The sequence below is a fragment of the Streptomyces sp. NPDC090045 genome, from assembly GCF_044747975.1.
In the GTDB taxonomy this organism is placed as follows: Bacteria; Actinomycetota; Actinomycetes; order Streptomycetales; family Streptomycetaceae; genus Streptomyces.
Map to the genome: position 1 here is coordinate 171833 of NZ_JBIVFA010000016.1, position 21836 is coordinate 193668.

At 71.2% G+C, this 21836-nt stretch carries 19 protein-coding genes; 12 read left to right on the plus strand and 7 right to left on the minus strand.

The window, feature by feature from the left end:
* From ACIPYQ_RS33785 to ACIPYQ_RS33795, 3 genes are read left to right on the plus strand one after another with little or no spacing between them, the layout of a single operon-like run.
* Positions 1–885: an SDR family NAD(P)-dependent oxidoreductase gene (locus tag ACIPYQ_RS33785; RefSeq protein WP_401257873.1), complete on the plus strand. Its 885-nt coding sequence runs from the start codon at positions 1–3 to the stop codon at positions 883–885.
* 36 nt (positions 886–921) lie between these two features.
* The gene (locus ACIPYQ_RS33790; RefSeq protein ID WP_401257928.1) at positions 922–2214 is read left to right on the plus strand and encodes an amidohydrolase family protein; all 1293 of its coding nucleotides are present in this window, start codon (positions 922–924) and stop codon (positions 2212–2214) included.
* Complete coding sequence (locus ACIPYQ_RS33795; RefSeq protein WP_401257875.1) at positions 2211–3437, plus strand: amidohydrolase family protein; 1227 nt, start codon at positions 2211–2213, stop codon at positions 3435–3437. Before ACIPYQ_RS33790 ends, ACIPYQ_RS33795 begins: the two co-directional genes overlap by 4 nt.
* A gap of 21 nt (positions 3438–3458) precedes the next feature.
* Here ACIPYQ_RS33795 and ACIPYQ_RS33800 read toward each other — a convergent pair whose 3' ends face one another.
* The gene (locus tag ACIPYQ_RS33800; RefSeq protein WP_401257876.1) at positions 3459–6527 is read right to left on the minus strand and encodes an NACHT domain-containing protein; all 3069 of its coding nucleotides are present in this window, start codon (positions 6525–6527) and stop codon (positions 3459–3461) included.
* Positions 6528–6620: 93 nt separating this feature from the next.
* Between ACIPYQ_RS33800 and ACIPYQ_RS33805 the strand changes: the two genes are divergently transcribed.
* The 3 genes from ACIPYQ_RS33805 to ACIPYQ_RS33815 are packed head-to-tail and all read left to right on the plus strand — an operon-like array spanning position 6621 to position 9350.
* Positions 6621–7565, plus strand: a complete 945-nt coding sequence (locus tag ACIPYQ_RS33805; RefSeq protein ID WP_401257878.1) for a sterol desaturase family protein — start codon at positions 6621–6623, stop codon at positions 7563–7565.
* Positions 7562–8251: a lysoplasmalogenase gene (locus ACIPYQ_RS33810; RefSeq protein ID WP_401257880.1), complete on the plus strand. Its 690-nt coding sequence runs from the start codon at positions 7562–7564 to the stop codon at positions 8249–8251. Before ACIPYQ_RS33805 ends, ACIPYQ_RS33810 begins: the two co-directional genes overlap by 4 nt.
* Positions 8252–8306: 55 nt before the next feature.
* On the plus strand, positions 8307–9350 hold the full coding sequence (locus tag ACIPYQ_RS33815; RefSeq protein WP_361757288.1) for a zinc-dependent alcohol dehydrogenase family protein: 1044 nt from the start codon (positions 8307–8309) through the stop codon (positions 9348–9350).
* Between the two features lie 155 nt (positions 9351–9505).
* Here ACIPYQ_RS33815 and ACIPYQ_RS33820 read toward each other — a convergent pair whose 3' ends face one another.
* Positions 9506–11050, minus strand: a complete 1545-nt coding sequence (locus ACIPYQ_RS33820) for a S8 family serine peptidase (RefSeq protein WP_401257881.1) — start codon at positions 11048–11050, stop codon at positions 9506–9508.
* Between the two features lie 257 nt (positions 11051–11307).
* Here ACIPYQ_RS33820 and ACIPYQ_RS33825 point away from each other — a divergent pair, with 257 nt between their 5' ends.
* The 3 genes from ACIPYQ_RS33825 (at position 11308) to moaA (ending at position 14463) form a co-directional block, all read left to right on the plus strand.
* A complete protein-coding gene (locus ACIPYQ_RS33825) occupies positions 11308–11673 on the plus strand; it encodes a DUF485 domain-containing protein (protein ID WP_401257883.1) in 366 nt (121 codons plus the stop codon).
* On the plus strand, positions 11670–13295 hold the full coding sequence (locus tag ACIPYQ_RS33830; RefSeq protein WP_401257885.1) for a cation acetate symporter: 1626 nt from the start codon (positions 11670–11672) through the stop codon (positions 13293–13295). The genes ACIPYQ_RS33825 and ACIPYQ_RS33830 overlap by 4 nt, the downstream gene beginning before the upstream one ends.
* 178 nt (positions 13296–13473) lie before the next feature.
* On the plus strand, positions 13474–14463 hold the full coding sequence (gene moaA, locus ACIPYQ_RS33835) for a GTP 3',8-cyclase MoaA (protein ID WP_361757300.1): 990 nt from the start codon (positions 13474–13476) through the stop codon (positions 14461–14463).
* 6 nt (positions 14464–14469) lie between these two features.
* Here the strand turns inward: moaA and ACIPYQ_RS33840 are convergent, their stop codons facing one another.
* Complete coding sequence (locus tag ACIPYQ_RS33840) at positions 14470–14721, minus strand: hypothetical protein (protein WP_351293020.1); 252 nt, start codon at positions 14719–14721, stop codon at positions 14470–14472.
* Between the two features lie 136 nt (positions 14722–14857).
* Positions 14858–15136: a DUF3099 domain-containing protein gene (locus ACIPYQ_RS33845; RefSeq protein ID WP_361757390.1), complete on the minus strand. Its 279-nt coding sequence runs from the start codon at positions 15134–15136 to the stop codon at positions 14858–14860.
* 237 nt (positions 15137–15373) lie between these two features.
* Here ACIPYQ_RS33845 and ACIPYQ_RS33850 point away from each other — a divergent pair, with 237 nt between their 5' ends.
* Complete coding sequence (locus tag ACIPYQ_RS33850; protein ID WP_351293019.1) at positions 15374–15652, plus strand: GlsB/YeaQ/YmgE family stress response membrane protein; 279 nt, start codon at positions 15374–15376, stop codon at positions 15650–15652.
* Between the two features lie 88 nt (positions 15653–15740).
* On the opposite strand, the gene tyrS is transcribed toward ACIPYQ_RS33850, so the two are convergent.
* The 3 genes from tyrS to ACIPYQ_RS33865 form a co-directional block, all read right to left on the minus strand.
* Positions 15741–17009, minus strand: coding sequence for a tyrosine--tRNA ligase (tyrS, locus tag ACIPYQ_RS33855; RefSeq protein WP_401257887.1), 1269 nt, complete (start codon positions 17007–17009; stop codon positions 15741–15743).
* A gap of 65 nt (positions 17010–17074) precedes the next feature.
* A complete protein-coding gene (locus ACIPYQ_RS33860; RefSeq protein ID WP_401257889.1) occupies positions 17075–18478 on the minus strand; it encodes a metallopeptidase TldD-related protein in 1404 nt (467 codons plus the stop codon).
* On the minus strand, positions 18475–19998 hold the full coding sequence (locus ACIPYQ_RS33865; protein ID WP_361757311.1) for a TldD/PmbA family protein: 1524 nt from the start codon (positions 19996–19998) through the stop codon (positions 18475–18477). Before ACIPYQ_RS33865 ends, ACIPYQ_RS33860 begins: the two co-directional genes overlap by 4 nt.
* Before the next feature lie 184 nt (positions 19999–20182).
* Between ACIPYQ_RS33865 and fabG the strand changes: the two genes are divergently transcribed.
* Together fabG and fabI are read left to right on the plus strand one after the other, a co-directional pair.
* On the plus strand, positions 20183–20902 hold the full coding sequence (fabG, locus tag ACIPYQ_RS33870) for a 3-oxoacyl-[acyl-carrier-protein] reductase (RefSeq protein WP_361757314.1): 720 nt from the start codon (positions 20183–20185) through the stop codon (positions 20900–20902).
* 5 nt (positions 20903–20907) lie between these two features.
* Positions 20908–21678: an enoyl-ACP reductase FabI gene (gene fabI, locus ACIPYQ_RS33875; RefSeq protein ID WP_301371982.1), complete on the plus strand. Its 771-nt coding sequence runs from the start codon at positions 20908–20910 to the stop codon at positions 21676–21678.
* Positions 21679–21836 lie beyond the last annotated feature (158 nt).

The following is a 21836-nucleotide window of genomic DNA, read 5'->3' on the forward strand; positions in this document are numbered from 1 at the left end:
ATGCGCATCGAACCCGGACAGGTGGCCGTCGTCACCGGAGCAGCCAGTGGCATCGGCCTCGCGATGGCCCGCCGCTTCGCCGCCGAGGGACTGAAGGTGGTCCTCGCCGACGTGGAGGAGGGCGCCCTGCGCAAGGCGGCCGACGAGCTCACCGCGGACGGGGCCCGGGTGCTCGCGCGCACCGTCGACGTCAGCGACCGCGACTCCGTGACCGCCCTGGCCGACGCGGCGTACGAGACCTTCGGCGCCGTGCACGTGCTGTGCAACAACGCGGGCGTCGGCTCCGGCGCCGAGGGCCGCATGTGGGAACACGAGCCCAACGACTGGAAATGGGCCTTCTCCGTCAATGTCTGGGGCGTCTTCCACGGAATCCAGGCCTTCGTCCCCCGCATGATCGCGGGCGGCGCGCCCGGCCACGTCGTCAACACCTCCTCCGGAGACGGCGGCATCGCCCCCCTGCCCACCGCCTCGGTCTACGCCGTCACCAAGGCGGCCGTGGTCACCATGACCGAGTCGCTCTACGCCCACCTCAAGGCGGAGGGCGCCGCCGTCGGGGCCTCCGTCCTCTTCCCCGGACCGCACATGCTGCGCACCGGGCTGTGGGAGTCGCACCGCAACCGGCCCGAGCGGTACGCGAAGGAGCGGCCGCGCAAGTCCCCGTACCGCAGCCTCGACCAGTACGAGGCGGCGATGAAGCAGGCCGGCCACGAGGTGAACTTCACCCCCGTCGAGGAGGTCGCCGAGCACGTCCTCGACGGCATCCGCGCCGACCGCTTCTGGATGCTCCCGGCCAGCGAGCACAGCGACCGGCAGATCCGCGCCCGGTCGCAGTCGATGCTCGACCGGGCCAACCCCGCCTACCTGGAAAGCTTCATCCTCGACTGAGGGGCGTTCGTCGTGAGCGACATCGTGAGTGACATCGTGAGTGACACACCGTACGAAGACCCGTACCTGATCATCTCCTCCGACTGCCACGCGGGCCTGCCCACGGAGCAGTACCGGCCCTACCTCGATTCCCGCTTCCACCCCCAGTTCGACGAGTTCCTCGGCGAGCGCGACGCCCGCCGCGCGGAGGCCACCCGCCTCGGCGTCCGCAACGAGGCCTTCGCCGAGAAGTGGTTCCACGACCACGAGGAAGGCCTGCGGGGCGGCTGGGACACGGGGCAGCGGCTGAAGGAACTCGACGGCGACGGCGTGGCCGCCGAGGTCGTCTTCCCCGACGCGGACGCCGTCGACAGCCAGACCGCGGCCCCCTTCGGAGTGGGCCTCGGCCTCTCCGGCGACCAGGACCCCGAGCTCGGCATGGCGGGCGCCCAGGCGCACAACCGCTGGCTGGCGGAGTTCGTCTCGGAGCATCCCGAGCGCCACTGCGGGGTCGCCCTGCTCCCCATCACGGGCGAACCGGCGAAGGTCGTCGCCGAGATCCACCGGGCCAAGGAGTCCGGGCTGGGCGCGCTGATGATCCCCGCCATGTGGGTGGACAAGGCGCCCTACCACGACCGCCGTTACGACCCCGTCTGGGCGGCGGCGGCCGAGACGCGCATGCCGATCGTCACCCACTCCGGGTCCTCGCCGCGCCACGAGTACGGCGACCACCTGGGCATCTTCGTCTCCGAGGTCACCTGGTGGCCGGCCCGCCCGCTGTGGTTCCTGCTCTGGTCGGGGGTCTTCGAGCGCCACCCCGGCCTCAGGTTCGGCGTGGCCGAATCGGGCTGCTGGTGGCTGCCGAACCAGCTGTGGTTCATGGACCGCCTCTACCTCGGCGCGCACGGCGGCAAGAAGCTCTCCCCGTTCGAGGAGCTGAAACGGCCGCCGAGCGAGTACCTGGACCGCCAGGTCTTCGTCTGCGCGACGAACACCAAGCGGCGCGAACTGGCCCAGCGCTACGAGATCGGCGTGGACAACATCCTGTGGGGCTCGGACTTCCCGCACCCGGAAGGCACCTGGCCCGACACCCGGAACTGGCTGCGCAGGACCTTCCACGACATCCCGGTCGACGAGACCCGCCGGATGCTCGGCCTCGCGGCGGCCGAGGTCTTCGGCTTCGACACGGAGAAACTCGCTCCCGTAGCCCGCCGGATCGGCCCCACCCCGGCCGAGCTGGGCCAGTCCCCGGACCAGGCGGCGGTGGCGGCCTCCTGGGCCCGCTCCCGCGAGACGGGCCGCCACTGGCTCACGGGCGGCGACTTCCCGGTCCTGGGGGTCTCGTCATGACGGACGGCCAGGACCGCTACACGGTCATCTCGGCGGACTGCCACGCGGGCGCCGACCTGCTGGACTACAAGCCGTACCTGGAGAAGCGGTACCACGACGACTTCGACGCCTGGGCCGCCACCTATGTGAACCCGTACGAGGACCTCCTCGCGGACACGGCGGACCGCAACTGGAACTCGGCGCGCCGCCTGGCCGAACTCGAAGCGGACGGCATCGTCGCGGAGGTGGTCTTCCCGAACACCATCCCGCCGTTCTTCCCCAAGGCCTCCCTGATGGCGCAGCCGCCCACGGCCGCCGAGTACGAGATGCGCTGGGCCGGGCTCCAGGCCCACAACCGCTGGCTGGCGGACTTCTGCGCGGACGCGCCGGGCCGGCGCGCGGGCGTGGTGCAGATCCTCCTCAACGACGTGGACGCGGCGGTGAAGGAGATCCGCCGCACGAAGGAGGCGGGCCTCACGGGCGGCATCCTGCTGCCCGGCGTCCCGCCCGGCTCCACGGTCCCGGAGCTCTACTCGGCCGCGTACGACCCCATCTGGGCGGTGTGCGACGAGCTGGACGTCCCGGTCAACCACCACGGCGGCTCGGCGTCCCCGCCGCTCGGCGACGAACCGGCCGCCCGCGCGGTCTTCATGGTGGAGACCACCTGGTTCTCGCACCGCGCCCTGTGGCACCTCATCTTCGGCGGGGCCTTCCGCCGCCATCCGGGCCTGAGGCTGGTCCTGACGGAACAGGGATCCGGCTGGATCCCCGGCGTGCTGGAGATGCTGGACTACTACCACGGCCGCCTGGTCGCGGCCTCGGCCACGGCCGAGGCCAAGTTCGGGGCGGGCCTCGCGGAGTCGATGGGCAGCGGCCCGAGCGAGGTATGGCGGGAGAACTGCTTCGTGGGGGCCAGCTTCATGCGCCCCCACGAGGTCCCGCTCCGGGACCGGATCGGCCTCGACAAGATCATGTGGGGCAGCGACTACCCGCACGACGAGGGCACCACCCCCTTCTCCCGCGAAGGCCTCCGCATCGCCTACGCGGGCCTCCCGCGCGCGGAGGTGGCGGCGATGGCCGGCGGCAACGCGGCCCGCGTCTACGGCTTCGACCTGACCCTCCTGGACGCGCTCGCGGCGAAGCACGGCCCGCTGGTCACGGAGATCGCGGAGCCGTTGACGGAGATCCCGCCGGCGGCGACGAGCCCGGCCTTCGCCAAGGGGGGCTCGGTCCGGGTCTGGTGACGCCGGATCCCGCCGGGCGGCTCACCAGACGAAGTTGAGCCGCTCCGGCGGGATGGCCTCGGCCCCGCTGACCGCCACCTCGCCGTTCACCCGGATCGTGAGCTGCTCCGCACCCGCGAGCGGGGTGAGGTCCACGCAGCCGTCGCGCTGGTTGAAGACGAGGCTGCTGAGGTGCGGAAGCGAGCCGAGCGGCTCCAGAGAGCCCGTGATCTCACACCTGGTCAGTGACAGATAGGTGAGCTGGTCGAAACGGCTCAGCCCGGCCGGATCGACTGTTGCCTCCGAGATGTTCAGGTGGGTCATCGTCGGGCGGGGTAGGTACGTCACGAGCTGCCGCACCTGCTCGTCGCCGCATACCGCCAGACTGCGGAGCTCCGGCCAGCGGTCCAGACCGTCGAGGGGAATGTGGCGGGCGTCCAGGCCCAGGGTCAGCGACTGCAACCCTTCGGAGACCGGCAGATCGCCCACACGGTCCACCGGGGCCCGGTAGCCCAGGCTCAGCGATTCAAGGGCGAGTGCGCGCAACGAACCGAGCGGCAGTCCGTCCCGGAGGCCGAAGAGGCTCACGTTCCGCAGCGGGAGGTCTGCCAGGGGCCCCAGGTCGCTGATGTTGGGGCACATGGACAGACCGAGGAAGTCGAGGCGATCGAGGCGGCGCAGCGGAGCCAGCTCGGTCAGGGCCTCGTTGCGGAAGACGAACAGCCACTCCAGGTCCCGGCGGTGTTCCAGTACGCCGGACAGGCCCGGAGCCCAGTGCAGGTTCACCCGCTTGAGGTGGGTAAGCCGGTCGAGGTGTGCGGCTTGCTCCGCCGTGTTCACCAGCAGGCTCGCAAGGCCCAGGTCGGCGCCGCTGAGGACCGCGTCGGCGTACTCCGCCGTGTCGAAGCGGCCCCAGCTCTCGGAGAGTGCGTATGCCACGCCGGTGCGCCCGTCCGACCGGAACTGGGCGATCACCTCCAGGGCCCGGGGGCCGCCGATCTCGGCTGCGGTGAGGACGACTGCCTCGGCCATCGACTCGTCCAGGTCAACATCGCGGGGGAGCAGTTCCAGGACGAGGTCCCCCGCCTTCGCCAGGGCCTCGGCCTGGCGTCGGCTGCGCGGCGGCATGAGTTCGGCCGTCCGCGACTGGATCTCGGCGCGGAGGGCCGGGTCCAGTTCCGGAGCGTGTTCCAGGCAGGCTGCCGCCAGCAGCACCAGCCGACTACGGGCGCCCTTGACCTTGTCGGCGCGCTTCAGCAGCCCCCGCAGGATGCGTATCCGCTCGTCCGGGCGGGCGTGGCCAACGGCCATGCGGACCACGTCGTCCCACGTGTCGTCCTGCGCGTTCTTCACCAGCACGCCGAAGTCCCGCGACTCCACCGCCGCCTTGGCGCCCAGGTAGTCCTGGAAGGTGCGGTGGACGAAGTTCACCGAGCCCTTCACCGGCTCGCGCAGCAGCCCGCTGCGGATCAGCAGGTGTGCGAAGACCTGGTCCGCGGTGCCCTGTACCTGCGGCATCGCGTCGAGCCACTCGCCGACCATCTCGACCGCCTCGTCGAGGCCCGCTTCCACCTGGCCGTTGCGGATCAGCCAGTACGCGAACCGCTGCAGCAGTGCCAGCTGTTCGTCGCGGGTCAGGTACACCCCCTCGACCCCGCTGATCTCCCGCTCCGTGTCCCGCCGTACCAGCAGCATCTCCAGGGCGGCGTCGTACAGCTCCTTGCGGGCCCGCGGCAGCTGCATCCGCCGGTCCTGGTTCAACGCGCACAGCAGCGCGCACATCAGCGGGTTGGTCGCGAGCCGGGCCAGATCGCGCCGGCTGCCGACCGCTTCCAGCAGCGAGGCCTCGTACGCGTCGACCTCCAGTCCCTCCGCCCGGGCCGCCGCGTGCCAGTGTGCGACGAAGGCCCGGACGTCCCCCTGTTCCATCGCCAGCATCGAGTGCGTGGTGAACCCCTGGCCCGCGAGCCAGTCCTCCGGGATCGCGGACGGCCGCGTGGTCACCACGTACCGGGCCTTCGGGAAGGCGGCGACGAGGGAGCGCAGCCAGGCCTCCGTACGGGTGCGCAGCCGCTGCGGGACCTCGTCGACGCCGTCCACGAGGACCAGTGCCCGGCCGCTGACCATGAGGTCCTCCACCCAGCCGGGCGGTGCGGACAGGGGGACGCCGGAGGCGCGCAGGAAGTCCTCGGGGAGCGGCAGGCTGTCGGACGAGGTGAAGGAGCGCAGGCGCAGCACGAACGGGACGCGGGTGCTCCACGGCCCGTCCGTCTGCCGGGCCGCGTTGAGGGCCAGCCACTGCACCAGCGTGCTCTTGCCCGAGCCGGCCGGGCCGCGCAGCAGCACCCGCTCGCTCGCGGCGAGGGCCTGCTCGGCCCGCACCGGGGTCTGGTGCACCTCCGGCCCGCCGGGCAGCGGCGGCTGCTCGCCGGTGACCGCGAGGCTGATGTAGGCCACGTCCAGCGGCCAGTCCTGCCGGGAGCGGCTGAGGGTGAGCCCGAAGAGCTGGAGCCGCCCGTGGGTCTCGGCGACGTACCGTGCGTACCGCTCCTCGAAGGCGTACGCGGCCCCGTCGGAACGGTCCGCCAGCCGGTCCACCGCCCGCGCCAGCTCGCCGGTCCGGCGGACGAGTTCCACATCGGCCCGAGCCCCGAACCCCGGCAGGGTCGTCAGGTACTCCACCGCGTGGACGCAGCACAGGCCGACGAGCTCCGAGTACGCCCGCTCCGCGCCTTCGCCCAGGCCCGCCGCCGGCGGGGTGTGCTCCCGTACCGCCGCCGCCAGGGCGTCCGGGTCCAGGTCCGCCGCGAAGAGGGCGTCCGCGTCCAGCGGGCCCAGCGCGGCGAAGGCGTCGCCGACCGCGGCCACCGCCGCCAGGCGTTCGTGTTCCGGGAGGCTGGCGGTGGCCTCGTCCATGCGGGCCGCGAGGGCCTCGGTCAGGCGGCGGATCTCCGGCTCGCCCAGTTCCGCCGACGGCTTGCGCCAGCGCGGCACCGGCCGCGCCGGGTCCGCCGTCAGGCCCGCGCCCGGGGCGCGCGCCAGGAGCGACTTCACCAGTGCCCCCGCCGCCGTCCCCGCCACCCGTAAGAGAACCGTCTCGAAACCCGCCATTCCCCACCCTCCCCGAACCATCGGTAACCCCGATGGATACCGATCGGTAACAACCTCTAGCGGCATCCCCGAAGGCGCCTCTATGGTGCGGACATGCCGAACCTGCCCGATGTCGTGCTGTGGTCCATACCCGCCTTCGTGCTGCTCACCGTCCTCGAGCTGGTGAGCTACCGCCTCCATCCCGACGAGGACGCGGCGGGCTACGACACCAAGGACGCCGTCACCAGCATCAGCATGGGCCTCGGCAGCATCGGGTTCGACCTCCTCTGGAAGATCCCCGTCGTCGCCGTCTTCACCGCGGTCTACGAACTCACCCCGCTGCGGGTGCCGTTCCTGTGGTGGACCGCCCTGCTGATGCTGCTCGCGCAGGACTTCCTCTACTACTGGCAGCACCGCCTCCACCACGTCATCCGCATCCTGTGGGCCTGCCACGTGGTCCACCACAGCAGCCGGCGGTTCAACCTCACCACCGCCCTGCGCCAGCCCTGGACCAGCGCCACCACCTGGTGGTTCTACCTGCCGATGGTGGCCCTCGGCGTGCACCCCGCGGCGATCCCGTTCTGCTACGGACTCAACCTCCTCTACCAGTTCTGGGTCCACACCGAGCGCATCGGGAAGCTGCCCCGCGCCTACGAGTACGTCTTCAACACCCCCTCCCACCACCGCGTCCACCACGCCTCGCAGGGCGGCTACCTGGACCGGAACTTCGGCGGGATCCTGATCGTCTGGGACCGGATGTTCGGCTCCTGGGTGGGGGAGACGGAGCGGCCCGTCTACGGGCTCACCAAGAACATCGACACCCACAACCCGCTGCGCGTGGCCACCCACGAGTACGCGGCCATCGCGCGGGACGTGCGGGCCGCCGCGAACTGGCGCGAGCGCGCCGGACGGGTCTTCCGCGGCCCCGGCTGGCAGCCCGCCGCCGCGCCCGCCACCGCCCCTGCCGCAGAAGCCCCGGCCCCGACCCCGACCCCCGCCGGAGCGCCCGCCGTGGACGCCGCCGACGCCCGGACCTCCGTACGGGAGACCACCGCGTGAGCACCGCACCGTCCCCCGAACGCCCCGCCCCCTCCTGGGCCGCCGGCCGCGCGCCCGCCGGCCGGGACCGCCTCGGCCGCTGCGCCCTCGCGACCTTCGCCGCGGCCACCGCCGTCGACCTCGGGTCCCTGCTGGCCGACTGGCACCTCGGGCACCTCATCGCCAAGCCGCTGCTGATGCCGCTGCTCGTCATCTACGTGATCACCCGCGGCGCGCCCCGGCTGCTGGTGGCTGCCCTGCTGTTCGGCTGGGGCGGTGACCTGGCCCTGCTCTTCGACGCCGAGGCCGCCTTCCTCGTCGGCATGGGCTCCTTCGCCGTCGGGCACGTCTGCTACCTCGTCCTCTTCGGCAAGCGGCCCGCGAACCCGCTGCTCGGGGGTGCGTACGGGCTCGCCCTCCTCGGGACCGTCGCCCTGCTCTGGTCCGACCTGCCGGCCGATCTGCGGATCCCGGTCGCCGGCTACAGCCTGCTGCTCACCGCCATGGCGTTCCGCTCCAGCGCCCTCGGCCTGCGGGCCGGGATCGGCGGGGCGCTGTTCCTGCTCTCCGACACCCTCATCGCCTCCGGCGTGGCCGAATGGCCCCAGCTGCCCCGCCCGGACTTCTGGATCATGGCCACCTACCTGGCCGCCCAGTACCTCCTGGCCACCGGTGCGACGACCACCCGGGAAGCAGGCGTACCGTAGGACGGTCCTCAGTCGTACAAGACTGAACAACCCCGAGCCGGAGGACTGCACCACCATGCGCGCCACCGTCATCCACGCCCCGCACGACATCCGCGTGGAGGAGGTGCCCGACGCTGCGATCCAGCGCCCCGAGGACGCCGTCGTCCGCGTCCTGCGTGCCTGCATCTGCGGCAGCGACCTGTGGGCCTACCGCGGCGAGGCCGAGCGCCAGCCCGGCCAGCGCATCGGCCACGAGTTCCTGGGCATCGTCGAGGAGACCGGCCCCGCCGTGTCCGGCCTGCGCGCCGGCGACCTGGTCGTCGCGCCCTTCATGTGGTCGGACGGCACCTGCGAGTTCTGCAAGGAGGGTCTGTTCACCTCCTGCGACCACGGCGGTTTCTGGGGCTCGGTCGGCCACGACGGCGGCCAGGGCGAGGCCGTCCGCGTCCCGCACGCCGACGGCACCCTGGTCAAGCTGCCCGCCGAGGCCGTCTCCGACGACCACCTGCTCACCGGGCTGCTCGCGCTCTCCGACGTCATGGGCACCGGACACCACGCGGCCCTGGGCGCGGGGGTGCGCCCGGGCTCCACGGTCGCCGTCGTCGGTGACGGCGCGGTCGGCCTGTGCGGCGTCCTCGCCGCCAAGCGCCTGGGCGCCGAGCGGATCATCGCACTGGGCCGCCACACCGTCCGTACGGACATAGCCCGGCTCTTCGGGGCCACCGACGTCGTCGCCGAGCGCGGCGAGGCCGCAGAGGCGGCCGTGCGCGAGCTGACCGGCGGCCGGGGCGCGCACGCCGTCATCGAGGCCGTCGGCACCGAGCAGTCCATGCGCACCGCCGTGAACATCACCCGCGACGGCGGGGCCGTCGGCTACGTCGGCGTCCCGCACGGCAGCGGCACCGGCCTCGACCTCGGCGTCATGTTCGACCGCAACATCACCCTGCGCGGCGGCGTCGCCCCCGTCCGCGCCTACATCCCGGAGCTGCTGGAGGACGTGCTCAGCGGCGCGATCGACCCGGCGCCCGTCTTCGACCGTGCCGTGTCCCTGGACGAGGTCCCGGACGGCTACCGCGCGATGGACGACCGCACCGCGCTCAAGGTGCTGATCAAGCCCTGACCCGACGACCGGGCGATCAGGTGACCGGACGACCGGACGACCAGGTGACCGGACGGCCGGATGCCCAGGTGACCGGATGAACGGACGGGCCGGGCGGGATGATCCCCGCCCGGCCCGTCCTCGTTCCCGTGCTCAGCCGCTGCCGGCCGACCGCCCTACTTGACGGCCTTGAGCGCGTCGACCACGCCGGCGCCGTAGTAGCCCGTCTGGCCCCACTTGGCCTGGCAGGTGGTGGCGTCGATCAGCGCGCCCGCGGCGTCGTAGATCTGCGTCGGGCAGGCCGCCTTCGTGGACTGCACCTTGAGCATCGCCTGCAGCTGGGAGGGCGTGGCCCCCGGGTGGGCGCTCTTGAGCAGCGCCGCGACGCCCGCGACGTGCGGGGCGGCCATCGAAGTGCCCTGCTTGTAGCCGTAGGCGCCGCCGGGGACGGTCGACAGCACGCGTCCGTTGGCGTCCGGGGTGGCCGGGACCTGCCACTTGTCACCGCCGGGGGCGGCGACGTCCACGACCCCGAGGCCGTAGCTGGAGTAGTACGAGCGCAGGCCCTTGTCGCCGGTCGCCGAGACGGTGACCACGCCCGGCAGCTGCGTGGGCAGGTCCAGGCAGACGCTCGGGTCGATGGTGCGCGGCACCGGGGTGGTGTCGTTCGGGCTGGTGTCGTCGACCAGGGAGTCGGCCGCCAGGTCCTGGTTGGAGTTGCCGGCCGAGGCCACGTGGAGCGTGCCCTTGCGCTCGGCGTACTTGGTGGCCCGGCCGATGGCCTCCACCAGCGCCTTCTGGTCGTCGTCGGTCTTGCAGTTGAAGAGGTACGGGTCGACGTAGTAGCTGTTGTTGGTGACCTCTATCCCCTTCTCGGCGGCGAACATGAAGCCGCAGACGACCGCCTCGGTGTAGAAGAGGCTGGTCCCGGGCTCGCTCACCTTGATCGCGGCGATCTTCACGCCGGGCGCGACACCGCTGATGCCGAGGCCGTTGCGCGCCGCGCCGATGGTGCCGGCCACGTGGGTGCCGTGGTCGCTGCCGTCGGCGTACGGGCGCCAGGCGCCCTCGGTGGTGTCCGCGACGCCGCCGACGCAGTTGGCCGACTGGCCCTTGGAGAAGTTCGGGGCGAGATCGGGGTGGGTGTCGTCGACACCCGTGTCGATGATGCCCACGGTGACGTTCTGGCTGCCATCGTTGATCTTGTGAGCCTCGTCGGCCTTGATCGTCCGCAGGTCCCACTGGTTGGGCTCCAGCGGCTCCTGACCCTCCTGGGCCTGCGCCGCGGCCTTGGCGGCGTCCGCCTCGCTCAACCGCTGCGTCGCGCCTTCCTCGGTGGTCTGCACCGCCTGCATCGGGGCCGTACGGGTGGCGCCGACCGACACGAACAGACCGCGCTGGGCGCGCAGCTGCTTGGCGAAGTCCGGGTTCTGGGAATGTGCGACGACGACCCCGATCTGCTCATAGGCCGTCACCACCGTTCCGCCGGCCCGCTCGACGGCCTTCTTCGCCGCCTTCACCGTGGCGTACGCGTTCAGGTTCGCCACGTACGACAGCTTGGGCCCGGAGGTCGAGGGCGTCGCGGCCGTCGCCGCGTCCGCCGTGTTGCCCAGCGGCGCGGCGGAGGCCGAGACCGAGGGCAGGAAGGCGAGCGAGGCGGTGAGCGCCAGGCCGACCGGCACCGCGAGGGCGCGCCGGCGGACGGGTCCCAGATGAGCCATGGGTTCTCCACATCATCCATGAAAAAGCCGTCCGCACGCGGTCGCGTCAGACGGGTCCATGACAAGTGAACCTAGCGCTGTCGTTCCCCGCTGCGCCATCAGTTCGAGAAATCAGTTTCCGAAGAATCCATGGGTGTTGAACCGTCCCGACACGCCGTACGTGCCGTTGACAGGGGGGCTCGGCACCATCGGCCCCCCACACGGAGGTTGTTTTGTCCGTCGTCCCCACCGCACCCGCGTCACAAGGAGATCCCCCCGTGACCACCGAAGCAGCGCCGCCGCCGAGCAGCGCGGGAACGCCCCTGGCGGGCCCCACGGCCGAAGATTTCGCGAGCGTCCAGCAGAGCGCCGAATTCGCCGAACTGCGGAGCTCCTACCGCTCCTTCGCCTTCCCGCTCACCGTGGCCTTCATCGCCTGGTACCTGCTCTACGTCCTGTTGTCCAACTACGCGGGCGGCTTCATGGGGACCAAGGTCTTCGGCAACATCAACGTCGCCCTCGTGCTCGGCCTCGCCCAGTTCGCGACGACCTTCCTCATCGCCTGGCTGTACGCGCGGCACGCGGCCACCCGGCTCGACCCCAAGGCCGAGGCCATCAAGGCGCGGATGGAGGCCGCGGAATGAGCAGTGCGCTCCACCTGACGACGGCCGCGGGCGCCTCCGAGCACCGCCCGCTGATCATCACCCTGTTCGGGCTGTTTGTCGTCGCCACCCTGATCATCACCGTCTGGGCCGGCCGCCAGACCAAGGACGCCGCCGACTTCTACGCGGGCGGCCGCCAGTTCACCGGCTTCCAGAACGGCCTCGCCATCTCCGGCGACTACATGTCCGCCGCGTCCTTCCTCGGCATCGCCGGAGCCATCGCCCTCTTCGGCTACGACGGCTTCCTCTACTCCATCGGCTTCCTCGTGGCGTGGCTGGTCGCCCTGCTCCTCGTCGCCGAACCGCTGCGCAACTCCGGCCGCTACACGATGGGCGACGTGCTCGCGTACCGGATGCGCCAGCGGCCCGTCCGGACCGCCGCCGGCACCTCCACCATCGTGGTCTCGATCTTCTACCTGCTCGCCCAGATGGCCGGCGCCGGCGTGCTCGTCTCACTGCTCCTGGGCATCACCAGCGACGGCGGCAAGGTCGCCATCGTCGCGCTGGTCGGCGTCCTGATGATCGTCTACGTGACCATCGGCGGCATGAAGGGCACCACCTGGGTCCAGATGGTCAAGGCCGTCCTGCTCATCGCGGGCACCCTCCTGATCACCTTCCTGGTCCTGGTGAAGTTCAACTTCAACATCTCCGACCTGCTGGGCAAGGCCGCCGAGAACAGCGGGCAGGGGGCGAAGTTCCTCGAACCGGGGATGAAGTACGGCAAGGACTCCACCTCGAAGCTGGACTTCATCTCGCTCGGCATCGCCCTGGTCCTGGGCACCGCCGGCCTCCCGCACATCCTGATCCGCTTCTACACGGTGCCCACCGCCAAGGCCGCGCGGAAGTCCGTGAACTGGGCCATCGGCATCATCGGTGCCTTCTACCTGATGACCATCGCCCTCGGTTTCGGGGCCGCGGCCCTGCTCGACCGGGACGAGATCATCAAGTCCAACAAGGCGGGCAACACGGCGGCGCCGCTGCTCGCCCAGGCGGTCGGCGGAGGACCCGACTCCACCGGCGGCGCGATCCTGCTCGCCGTCATCTCCGCGGTCGCCTTCGCCACCATCCTCGCCGTGGTCGCGGGCCTCACGCTCGCCTCCTCCTCGTCCTTCGCGCACGACCTGTACGTGAACGTGATCCGCAAGGGCAAGGCCACCGAGAAGGAGGAGGTGCGCGCCGCCCGCTGGTCCACGGTCGTCATCGGCGCCGTCGCCATCGGCCTGGGGGCCCTGGCCCGCGACCTCAACGTCGCCGGACTGGTCGCGCTCGCCTTCGCGGTCGCCGCCTCCGCCAACCTGCCGACGATCCTCTACAGCCTCTTCTGGAAGCGCTTCACCACCCAGGGCGCGCTCTGGTCCATCTACGGCGGCCTGATCTCGGCCGTCGGCCTGGTGCTCTTCTCCCCGGTCGTGTCCGGAAAGCCCACGTCGATGTTCAAGGACGCGGACTTCTTCTGGTTCCCGCTGGAGAACCCGGGCATCATCTCGATCCCCCTCGGGTTCTTCCTGGGCTGGCTGGGAACCGTCCTCTCCAAGGAGAAGGCCGACCCCCAGAAGTTCGCCGAGCTGGAGGTGCGCTCCCTCACCGGAACAGGGGCGCACTGACATCGTCCGAACACCCAGCGTGGCCGCGTCGTAGGTCCCTACGACGCGGCCACGTTACGTCTCGTTCATTTGGGCACCTCTTCACGACACAAGCGTCGCGTAGGCTCGAAATAGAACGCGTGAAGTAGATCCAAATGTCGCGCGTACCTCTAGATCCGGACAGGGGAGGGGGCCCACAGTGCTTCTCGACACCTACGGCCGCGTGGCCACTGACCTGCGCGTCTCACTCACCGACCGGTGCAATCTGCGCTGTACCTACTGCATGCCCGAAGAGGGACTGCAGTGGCTCGGCAAGTCCGATCTGCTCAGCGACGACGAGATCGTCCGGCTGATCCGCATCGCCGTCACCCGGCTCGGCATCACCGAGGTCCGCTTCACCGGCGGCGAGCCCCTGCTCCGCCCCGGCCTGGTCGGGATCGTCGAGCAGTGCGCGGCCCTGGAACCCCGCCCCAGGATGTCGCTGACCACGAACGGCATCGGTCTCAAGCGCACCGCGCAGGCCCTCAAGGCCGCCGGCCTGGACCGCGTGAACGTTTCCCTGGACACCCTGCGGCCCGAGGTCTTCAAGACCCTCACCCGCCGCGACCGGCACAAGGACGTCATCGAGGGCATGGCCGCGGCCCGCGAGGCCGGCCTCACCCCCGTCAAGGTCAACGCCGTGCTCATGCCCGGGCTCAACGACGACGAGGCCCCCGACCTGCTGGCCTGGGCCGTGGAGAACGAGTACGAGCTCCGCTTCATCGAGCAGATGCCGCTCGATGCCCAGCACGGCTGGAAGCGCGACGGCATGATCACCGCCGGGGACATCCTGCAGTCCCTGCGCACCCGCTTCACGCTCACCGAGGAAGGCGCCGACGAGCGCGGCTCCGCCCCGGCCGAGCGCTGGGTGGTCGACGGCGGCCCGGCCACCGTCGGCGTCATCGCCTCCGTCACCCGCCCGTTCTGCGGCGCCTGCGACCGTACCCGGCTCACGGCCGACGGCCAGATCCGTACGTGCCTGTTCGCCACCGAGGAGTCGGACCTGCGCGCCGCCCTGCGCTCGGGCGCCCCGGACGAGGAGATCGCCCGGCTGTGGAAGGTGGCGATGTGGGGCAAGAAGGCCGGGTCCGGCCTCGACGACCCGTCCTTCCTGCAGCCCGACCGCCCGATGTCCGCGATCGGCGGCTGACCGCGGTCAGCGCAGGCGCTCCGAGCCCTCCGGCTGCACCCACTCGTCGAGCTTCACGACGTCCTTGAGGAAACCGCGGACCCCCAGGAACTGGGAGAGGTGTTCGCGGTGCTCCTCGCACGCCAGCCAGGTCTTGCGCCGCTCCGGCGTGTGCAGCGTCGGGTTGTTCCACGCCAGGACCCAGACGGCCGCGTCGCGGCAGCCCTTGGCGGAGCAGGTGGGAGTCTCGTCGGAACCGGGGGCGCTGGAGGAAGTCACAGGCCCACATTAGAACGGAATGGCGACGCCGAGCAGCCACGGGGGGAGCTGCCCGGCGTCGGTCCGTCGCTCCGACGGGGGATGCGGAGCGCGTGAGCAGTATGTCACGCAGGACCCGGTGCAGTGCACCGGAACTTCATGATTGATCTGAGCTTTTCTTGAGGTTTCCCGCGTCCAGCGCCGGCCGCACCGGAGCGGGGATGAAGTGGGAGGGCAGCGAGGGCGTCGACTCGCGCCCCGCGTTCGCGATGACCACGGCCACGTACGGCAGCAGGGCTCCCGCGACGAGCGTCACGATGGCCACCGGGCGCTGCACGTTCCACAACAGCACGGTCGCGATGACCGACAGGGTCCTGATCCCCATCGAGATCACGTACCGGCGCTGGCGGCCCCGCACGTCCTCGTCGAGGCCCATCCGCGCACCGGTGATCCGGAACACCTGGGCCCCGTTCCGCTTCTGCCGCTTCGTCCGTTCCACGCTCCACCGCCCGATCGCCCGCCGGGCGCTCCCGGCCCGCACCCCTCCACCGTACGCCGCCCCCGCATCCGCGAGGAGAGCGGGCACCCCCATGGGGGTGCCCGAAATGCGCCGTACGCCGGTCGGGCCGAAACTGGGCCCACGTGCGCACAACGCGCCAGGAGGAGGCTCGTCATGAGTTGGTTGTGGGCGATCATCGTCGGTTTCGTGCTGGGGCTGATAGCCAAGGCCATCCTGCCGGGCAAGCAGCACCAGCCACTGTGGCTGACCACCCTCTTCGGCATCGCCGGCGCCGTCCTCGGCAACGCCGTGGCCGGCTGGATCGGCGTGGGCGAGACCGCGGGCATCGACTGGACCCGGCACCTGCTGCAGCTCGCCGGAGCGGTCCTCGTGGTCGGGCTGGGCGAGATGCTCTACGGAGCGATCCGGGGCCGCAAGCGGCAGATGACCTGAGGCACTCCGGATCATGACGGAGGGGCCGGCCGGACCATCGGTCCGAACCGGCCCCTCCGCCGTGTTCCGTGCGCCGTCCTACGAGGCCTCAGGCCCCGGTGACCTCGACCGCGGCCAGGTTCTTCTTGCCCCGGCGCAGCACCAGCCAGCGTCCGTGCAGCAGGTCCTCCTTGGCGGGGACCGCGTCCTCGGCGGTGACCTTCACGTTGTTCACGTAGGCGCCGCCCTCCTTCACGGTCCGGCGGGCGGCCGACTTGCTCGCGACCAGGCCGGTCTCCGCGAGCAGGTCCACGACCAGGCCCGGCTCCGCGACCCGGGCGTGCGGCAGCTCGGACAGGGCCGCGGCCAGCGTGGCCTCGTCCAGGTCCGCCAGCTCGCCCTGACCGAACAGCGCCTTCGACGCGGCGATCACGGCGGCGCACTGGTCGGCGCCGTGCACGAGCGTGGTCAGCTCCTCCGCCAGCGCCCGCTGAGCGGCACGCGCCTGCGGCCGCTCGGCGGTCTGCGCCTCCAGCTCCTCCAGCTCCTCACGGGACCTGAAGGACAGGATTCGCATGTAGGTGGAGATGTCCCGGTCGTCCACGTTCAGCCAGAACTGGTAGAACGCGTACGGCGTGGTCATCTCCGGGTCGAGCCAGACGGCCCCGCTCTCGGACTTGCCGAACTTGGTGCCGTCCGCCTTGACCATCAGCGGGGTCGCCAGCGCGTGCACGACCGCGCCCGGCTCGACGCGGTGGATCAGGTCCAGCCCGGCCGTCAGGTTGCCCCACTGGTCGGAGCCGCCCTGCTGGAGCACGCAGCCGTAGCGCCGGTACAGCTCCAGGAAGTCCATGCCCTGGAGCAGCTGGTAGCTGAACTCGGTGTAGCTGATGCCCTGGTCGGAGTCGAGCCGCTTGGCGACCGAGTCCTTCGTCAGCATCTTGTTGACCCGGAAGTGCTTGCCGATGTCCCGCAGGAACTCGATGGCGGACATGCCCGCCGTCCAGTCCAGGTTGTTCACCATGAGCGCCGCGTTCTCGCCCTCGAAGGACAGGAACGGCTCGATCTGGGTGCGCAGCCGGGTCACCCAGTTCGCGATGGTCTCCGGGTCGTTCAGGGTGCGCTCGGCCGTCGGCCGCGGGTCGCCGATCTGCCCGGTGGCCCCGCCGACCAGCGCCAGCGGCCGGTTACCGGCCAGCTGGAGCCGGCGCACGGTGAGCACCTGCACCAGGTGCCCCACGTGCAGCGAGGCGGCCGTCGGGTCGAAGCCGCAATAGAACGTGACAGGACCGTCCGCGAAGGCCTTGCGCAGCGCTTCTTCATCGGTGGACTGGGCGAAGAGCCCACGCCACTTCAGTTCGTCGACGATGTCCGTCACGGTCGCTCGACTCCTTCGGATGATGGAAATTGCAACACTTCGTTGCAACGGTCAGTCTAGGCCGGTCAGACGCCCTTGCTGACCGAACTCATGTTGAAATCCGGGATGCGCAGCGCCGGCATCGCGGCCCGGGTGAACCAGTCGCTCCACTCGCGCGGCAGCGTCTTCTCGGTCCGGCCGGTCTCCGAGGCCCGCGACAGCAGGTCCACGGGGGACTCGTTGAAGCGGAAGTTGTTGACCTCGCCGACGACCTGCCCGTTCTCCACCATGTAGACGCCGTCCCGGGTCAGCCCCGTGAGCAGCAGCGTGGCCGGGTCCACCTCGCGGATGTACCAGAGGCAGGTCAGCAGCAGACCCCGCTCCGTCCCCGCCACCATCTCCTCCAGGGACTTCTCGCCGCCCCCGTCGAGGATCAGGTTCCCGAAGCCGGGGGAGAGCTGCATGCCGGTCAGGCCGGCGGTGTGCCGGGTCGTGGTCAGCCGGGCCAGCTCGCCGTCGCGGATCCACTCGGTCGCCGGCACCGGCAGGCCGTTGTCGAAGACCGAGGCGTCGTCGCCGGAGCTGTGCGCGATCACGAACGGAGCGGTCTCCAGGCCCGGCGCGTTCGGGTCGCTGCGCAGCGTCAGCGGCAGCTCGGACAGCTTCTCGCCGAGCCGGGTGCCGCCGCCGGGCTTGGAGAAGACCGTACGGCCCTCCACCGCGTCCCGGGCCGCCGCCGACCACATCTGGTAGATCAGCAGGTCCGCCACGGCCGTCGGCGGCAGCAGGGTCTCGTACCGCCCGGCGGGCAGGTCGATCTTCCGCTCCGCCCAGCCCAGGCGCACGGCGAGCTCCGCGTCCAGCACGGTCGGGTCCACGTCCTTGAAGTCCCGGGTGGACCGGCCGGCCCAGGCCGAGCGCTGCCGGTCCGGGGACTTCGCGTTCAGCTCCAGCGTGCCGTTGGGCTGGTCGTGGCGCAGCCGCAGCCCGGTGGAGGTGCCGACGTACGTGGAGACCAGCTCGTGGTTGGCGAAGCCGTACAGCTCCCGGCCGCCGGCCCGGGCCCGGGCGAAGGCCTCGCCGAGGGCCGGCGCGAAGTCAGCGAACACCGCCGAGGTGGTCTCGGCCGGGGCATCGGTGAAGTCCGGCGAGGCCGGGGTCCCGGTGACCAGCGGCTGGGCGTCCTCCGCCGGGCCCGCCCCGCGCGCGGCCGCCTCGGCGGCCCGTACCAGCGGCTCCAGGTCGGCCGCGGTCACGGCGGAGCGCGAGACGACCCCCGAGGCCGTGCCCTCCTTGCCGTCGACCGTGGCGATGACCGTCAGGGTCCGGCCGCGGGTGACGCCGTTGGTGGTGAGCGCGTTGCCCGCCCAGCGCAGGTTGGCGCTGGACTCCTCGTCGGCGATGACGACGCAGCCGTCGGCGGTGGACAGCTCCAGCGCCCGCTCAACGATCTCGTGGGGCTTGGTGCGTCCGTTCGAAAGCGTGCTCATCGGCCGGCCTCCTGCGTGGTGTTCAAGATGTTCACGTCGCGGAACAGCGCGGACGGGCAGCCGTGCGAGACCGCCGCGACCTGGCCCGGCTGGGCCTTGCCGCAGTTGAAGGCGCCGCCCAGGACGTAGGTCTGGGGGCCGCCGACCTTCTCCATCGAGCCCCAGAAATCGGTCGTGGTGGCCTGGTACGCGACGTCGCGCAGCTGTCCGGCCAGCCGGCCGTTCTCGATCCGGAAGAACCGCTGCCCGGTGAACTGGAAGTTGTAGCGCTGCATGTCGATCGACCAGGAGCGGTCGCCGACCACGTAGATCCCGCGCTCCACCCCGCCGATCAGGTCCTCGGTCGAGAGCCCGCCCGGATCCGGCTGCAGCGAGACGTTCGCCATCCGCTGGACGGGCACGTGCCCGGGGGAGTCGGCGTAGGCGCAGCCGTTGGAGCGGCCCAGGCCCGTCAGCTTCGCGATCCGCCGGTCCAGCTGGTAGCCGACCAGGGTGCCGTCCTTGACCAGGTCCCAGGACTGCGCCTGGACGCCCTCGTCGTCGTACCCGATGGTCGCCAGACCGTGCTCGGCCGTGCGGTCACCGGTCACGTTCATGATCGAGGAGCCGTACGTCAGCTTGTTCAGCTGGTCGAAGGTGGCGAAGGAGGTCCCCGCGTACGCCGCCTCGTAGCCCAGCGCCCGGTCCAGCTCGGTGGCGTGCCCGATGGACTCGTGGATGGTGAGCCACAGGTTGGAGGGGTCCACCACCAGGTCGTAGCGCCCGGCCTCGACGCTCGGCGCCCGCATCTTCTCGGCGAGCAGGCCGGGGATCTGCTCCAGCTCGGAGTTCCAGTCCCAGCCGGTGCCGGTCAGGTACTCCCAGCCGCGGCCGGCGGGCGGGGCGATGGTGCGCATGGAGTCGAACTCGCCGGTCGTGCCGTTCACGGCGACGGCGGTGAGCTGCGGGTGGATCCGCACCCGCTGCTGCGTGGTCGAGGTGCCCGCCGTGTCGGCGTAGAACTTGTTCTCGTGCACGGCGAGCAGCGAGGCGTCCACGTGCGCCACCCCGTCGGCCGCCAGCAGGCGCGCGCTCCAGTCGGCGAGCAGCGCCGCCTTCTCCGCGTCCGGCACCTCGAAGGGGTTCACGTCGTAGGCGGAGATCCAGGTGCGGTCCGCGTGCACCGGCTCGTCGGCGAGCTCCACGCGCTCGTCCGAACCGGCGGCCTTGATCACCTGGGCGGACAGCTTCGCCATGGCCACGGCCTGCGAGGCCACCTTGGCGGCGGCGTCCATGGTCAGGTCCACACCGGAGGCGAATCCCCAGCTGCCTCCGTGCACCACGCGGACCGCGAATCCGAGGTCCGTGGTGTCGGACCCGCCGGCGGGCTTGGCGTCCCGCAGGCGCCAGGAGGCGCTGCGGATCCGCTCCAGCCGGAAGTCGGCATGCTCGGCGCCCAGCGCGCGGGCCCGGGCGAGCGCCGCGTCGGCGAGCGCCCGCAAGGGAAGCGCGGTGAAGGCCGCGTCGATGGAATGGGGCACGGAAGTCCTCCCGGGGTCGGGGCCGGTCGCCCCGATCATGTCGCGATCGGGGCCTTCGTGCCTACATCTTTCTGTAGGGACTCGACAGAGCCCGCCGCGAGGCCCTGTCGGGGGTCGATTCTCCGTACGAGCGGTGCGACCTATAGGTTTTTGGTATTCAGACCGCTAGCGAAAGGGTGATCCGTTGAGCCGCTCGGTTCTCGTCACCGGAGGAAACCGGGGCATCGGCCTCGCCATCGCCCGAGCCTTCGCGGAGGCCGGCGACAAGGTCGCGATCACGTTCCGGTCGGGTGAGCCGCCGGAGGCGCTCACCTCGCTCGGTGTCCTGGCGGTGCGGTGCGACATCACCGACTCCGAGCAGGTGGAGCAGGCCTACAAGCAGATCGAGGACGCGCACGGCGCGGTCGAGGTGCTGGTGGCCAACGCCGGCATCACCAAGGACACGCTGCTGATGCGGATGTCCGAGGAGGACTTCGCGTCCGTCGTCGACACGAACCTCACCGGCACGTTCCGGGTGGTCAAGCGCGCGAACCGTGGCATGCTCCGTGCCAAGAAGGGCCGCGTCGTCCTGATCTCCTCGGTCGTCGGACTGCTCGGCTCGGCCGGCCAGGCCAACTACGCCGCTTCGAAGGCCGCGCTGGTCGGCTTCGCCCGTTCGCTCGCCCGTGAGCTGGGTTCGCGCAACATCACCTTCAACGTCGTCGCCCCCGGTTTCGTGGACACCGACATGACGAAGGTGCTCACCGACGAGCAGCGCGCGGGCATCGTGGCGCAGGTGCCGCTGGCCCGCTACGCGCAGCCCGAGGAGATCGCGGCGGCCGTCCGCTTCCTGGCGTCCGACGACGCCGCGTACATCACCGGAGCCGTCATTCCCGTTGACGGCGGATTGGGCATGGGTCACTGATCACCATGAGCGGAATTCTCGAGGGCAAGCGCATCCTCATCACGGGTGTGCTGATGGAGTCCTCCATCGCCTTCCACACGGCCCGGCTGGCCCAGGAGCAGGGCGCCGAGGTCATCCTCACCGCCTGGCCGCGCCCGTCGCTGACCGAGCGCATCGCGAAGAAGCTGCCCAAGCCGGTCAAGGTGATCGAGCTCGACGTCACCAACGACGAGCACCTGGCCCGCCTGGAGGGCCTCGTCCGTGACGAGCTCGGCGGCCTCGACGGCGTCGTCCACTCGATCGGCTTCGCGCCGCAGGACGCCCTCGGCGGCAACTTCCTGAACACCCCGTTCGAGTCGGTCGCCACCGCCATGCACGTCTCGGCGTTCTCGCTGAAGTCGCTGACCATGGCCTGCAAGCCGCTCTTCCCGGCGGAGGGCGCGGCCGTCGTCGGCCTCACCTTCGACGCCCAGTTCGCCTGGCCGCAGTACGACTGGATGGGCCCGGCCAAGGCCGCCCTGGAGGCCACCAGCCGTTACCTCGCCCGTGACCTGGGCAAGGAGAACATCCGCTGCAACCTGGTCTCGGCCGGCCCGATCGGCTCGATGGCCGCGAAGTCCATCCCGGGCTTCAGCGAGCTGGCCGACGTCTGGAACTCCCGCTCCATGCTGGAGTGGGACATGAGCGACCCGGAGCCGGCGGGCAAGGGCGTCGTGGCCCTGCTGTCCGACTGGTTCCCGAAGACCACCGGCGAGATCGTCCACGTGGACGGCGGCCTGCACGCGATGGGTGCCTGACCTCCGGTCAGGGCTCCCGCGTCCGTACGGCGGCGGGGGCGCGGGGCCCCCCGGGGGGGGGGCCCCCCCCCCGGGGGGGGGGGGGGGGGGGGGGGGGTGGCGGGTTGTGTGCCCCCGCCCCCCGCTTAGCAAAAAGCGAAAAACCGGGGGGGTCGGGG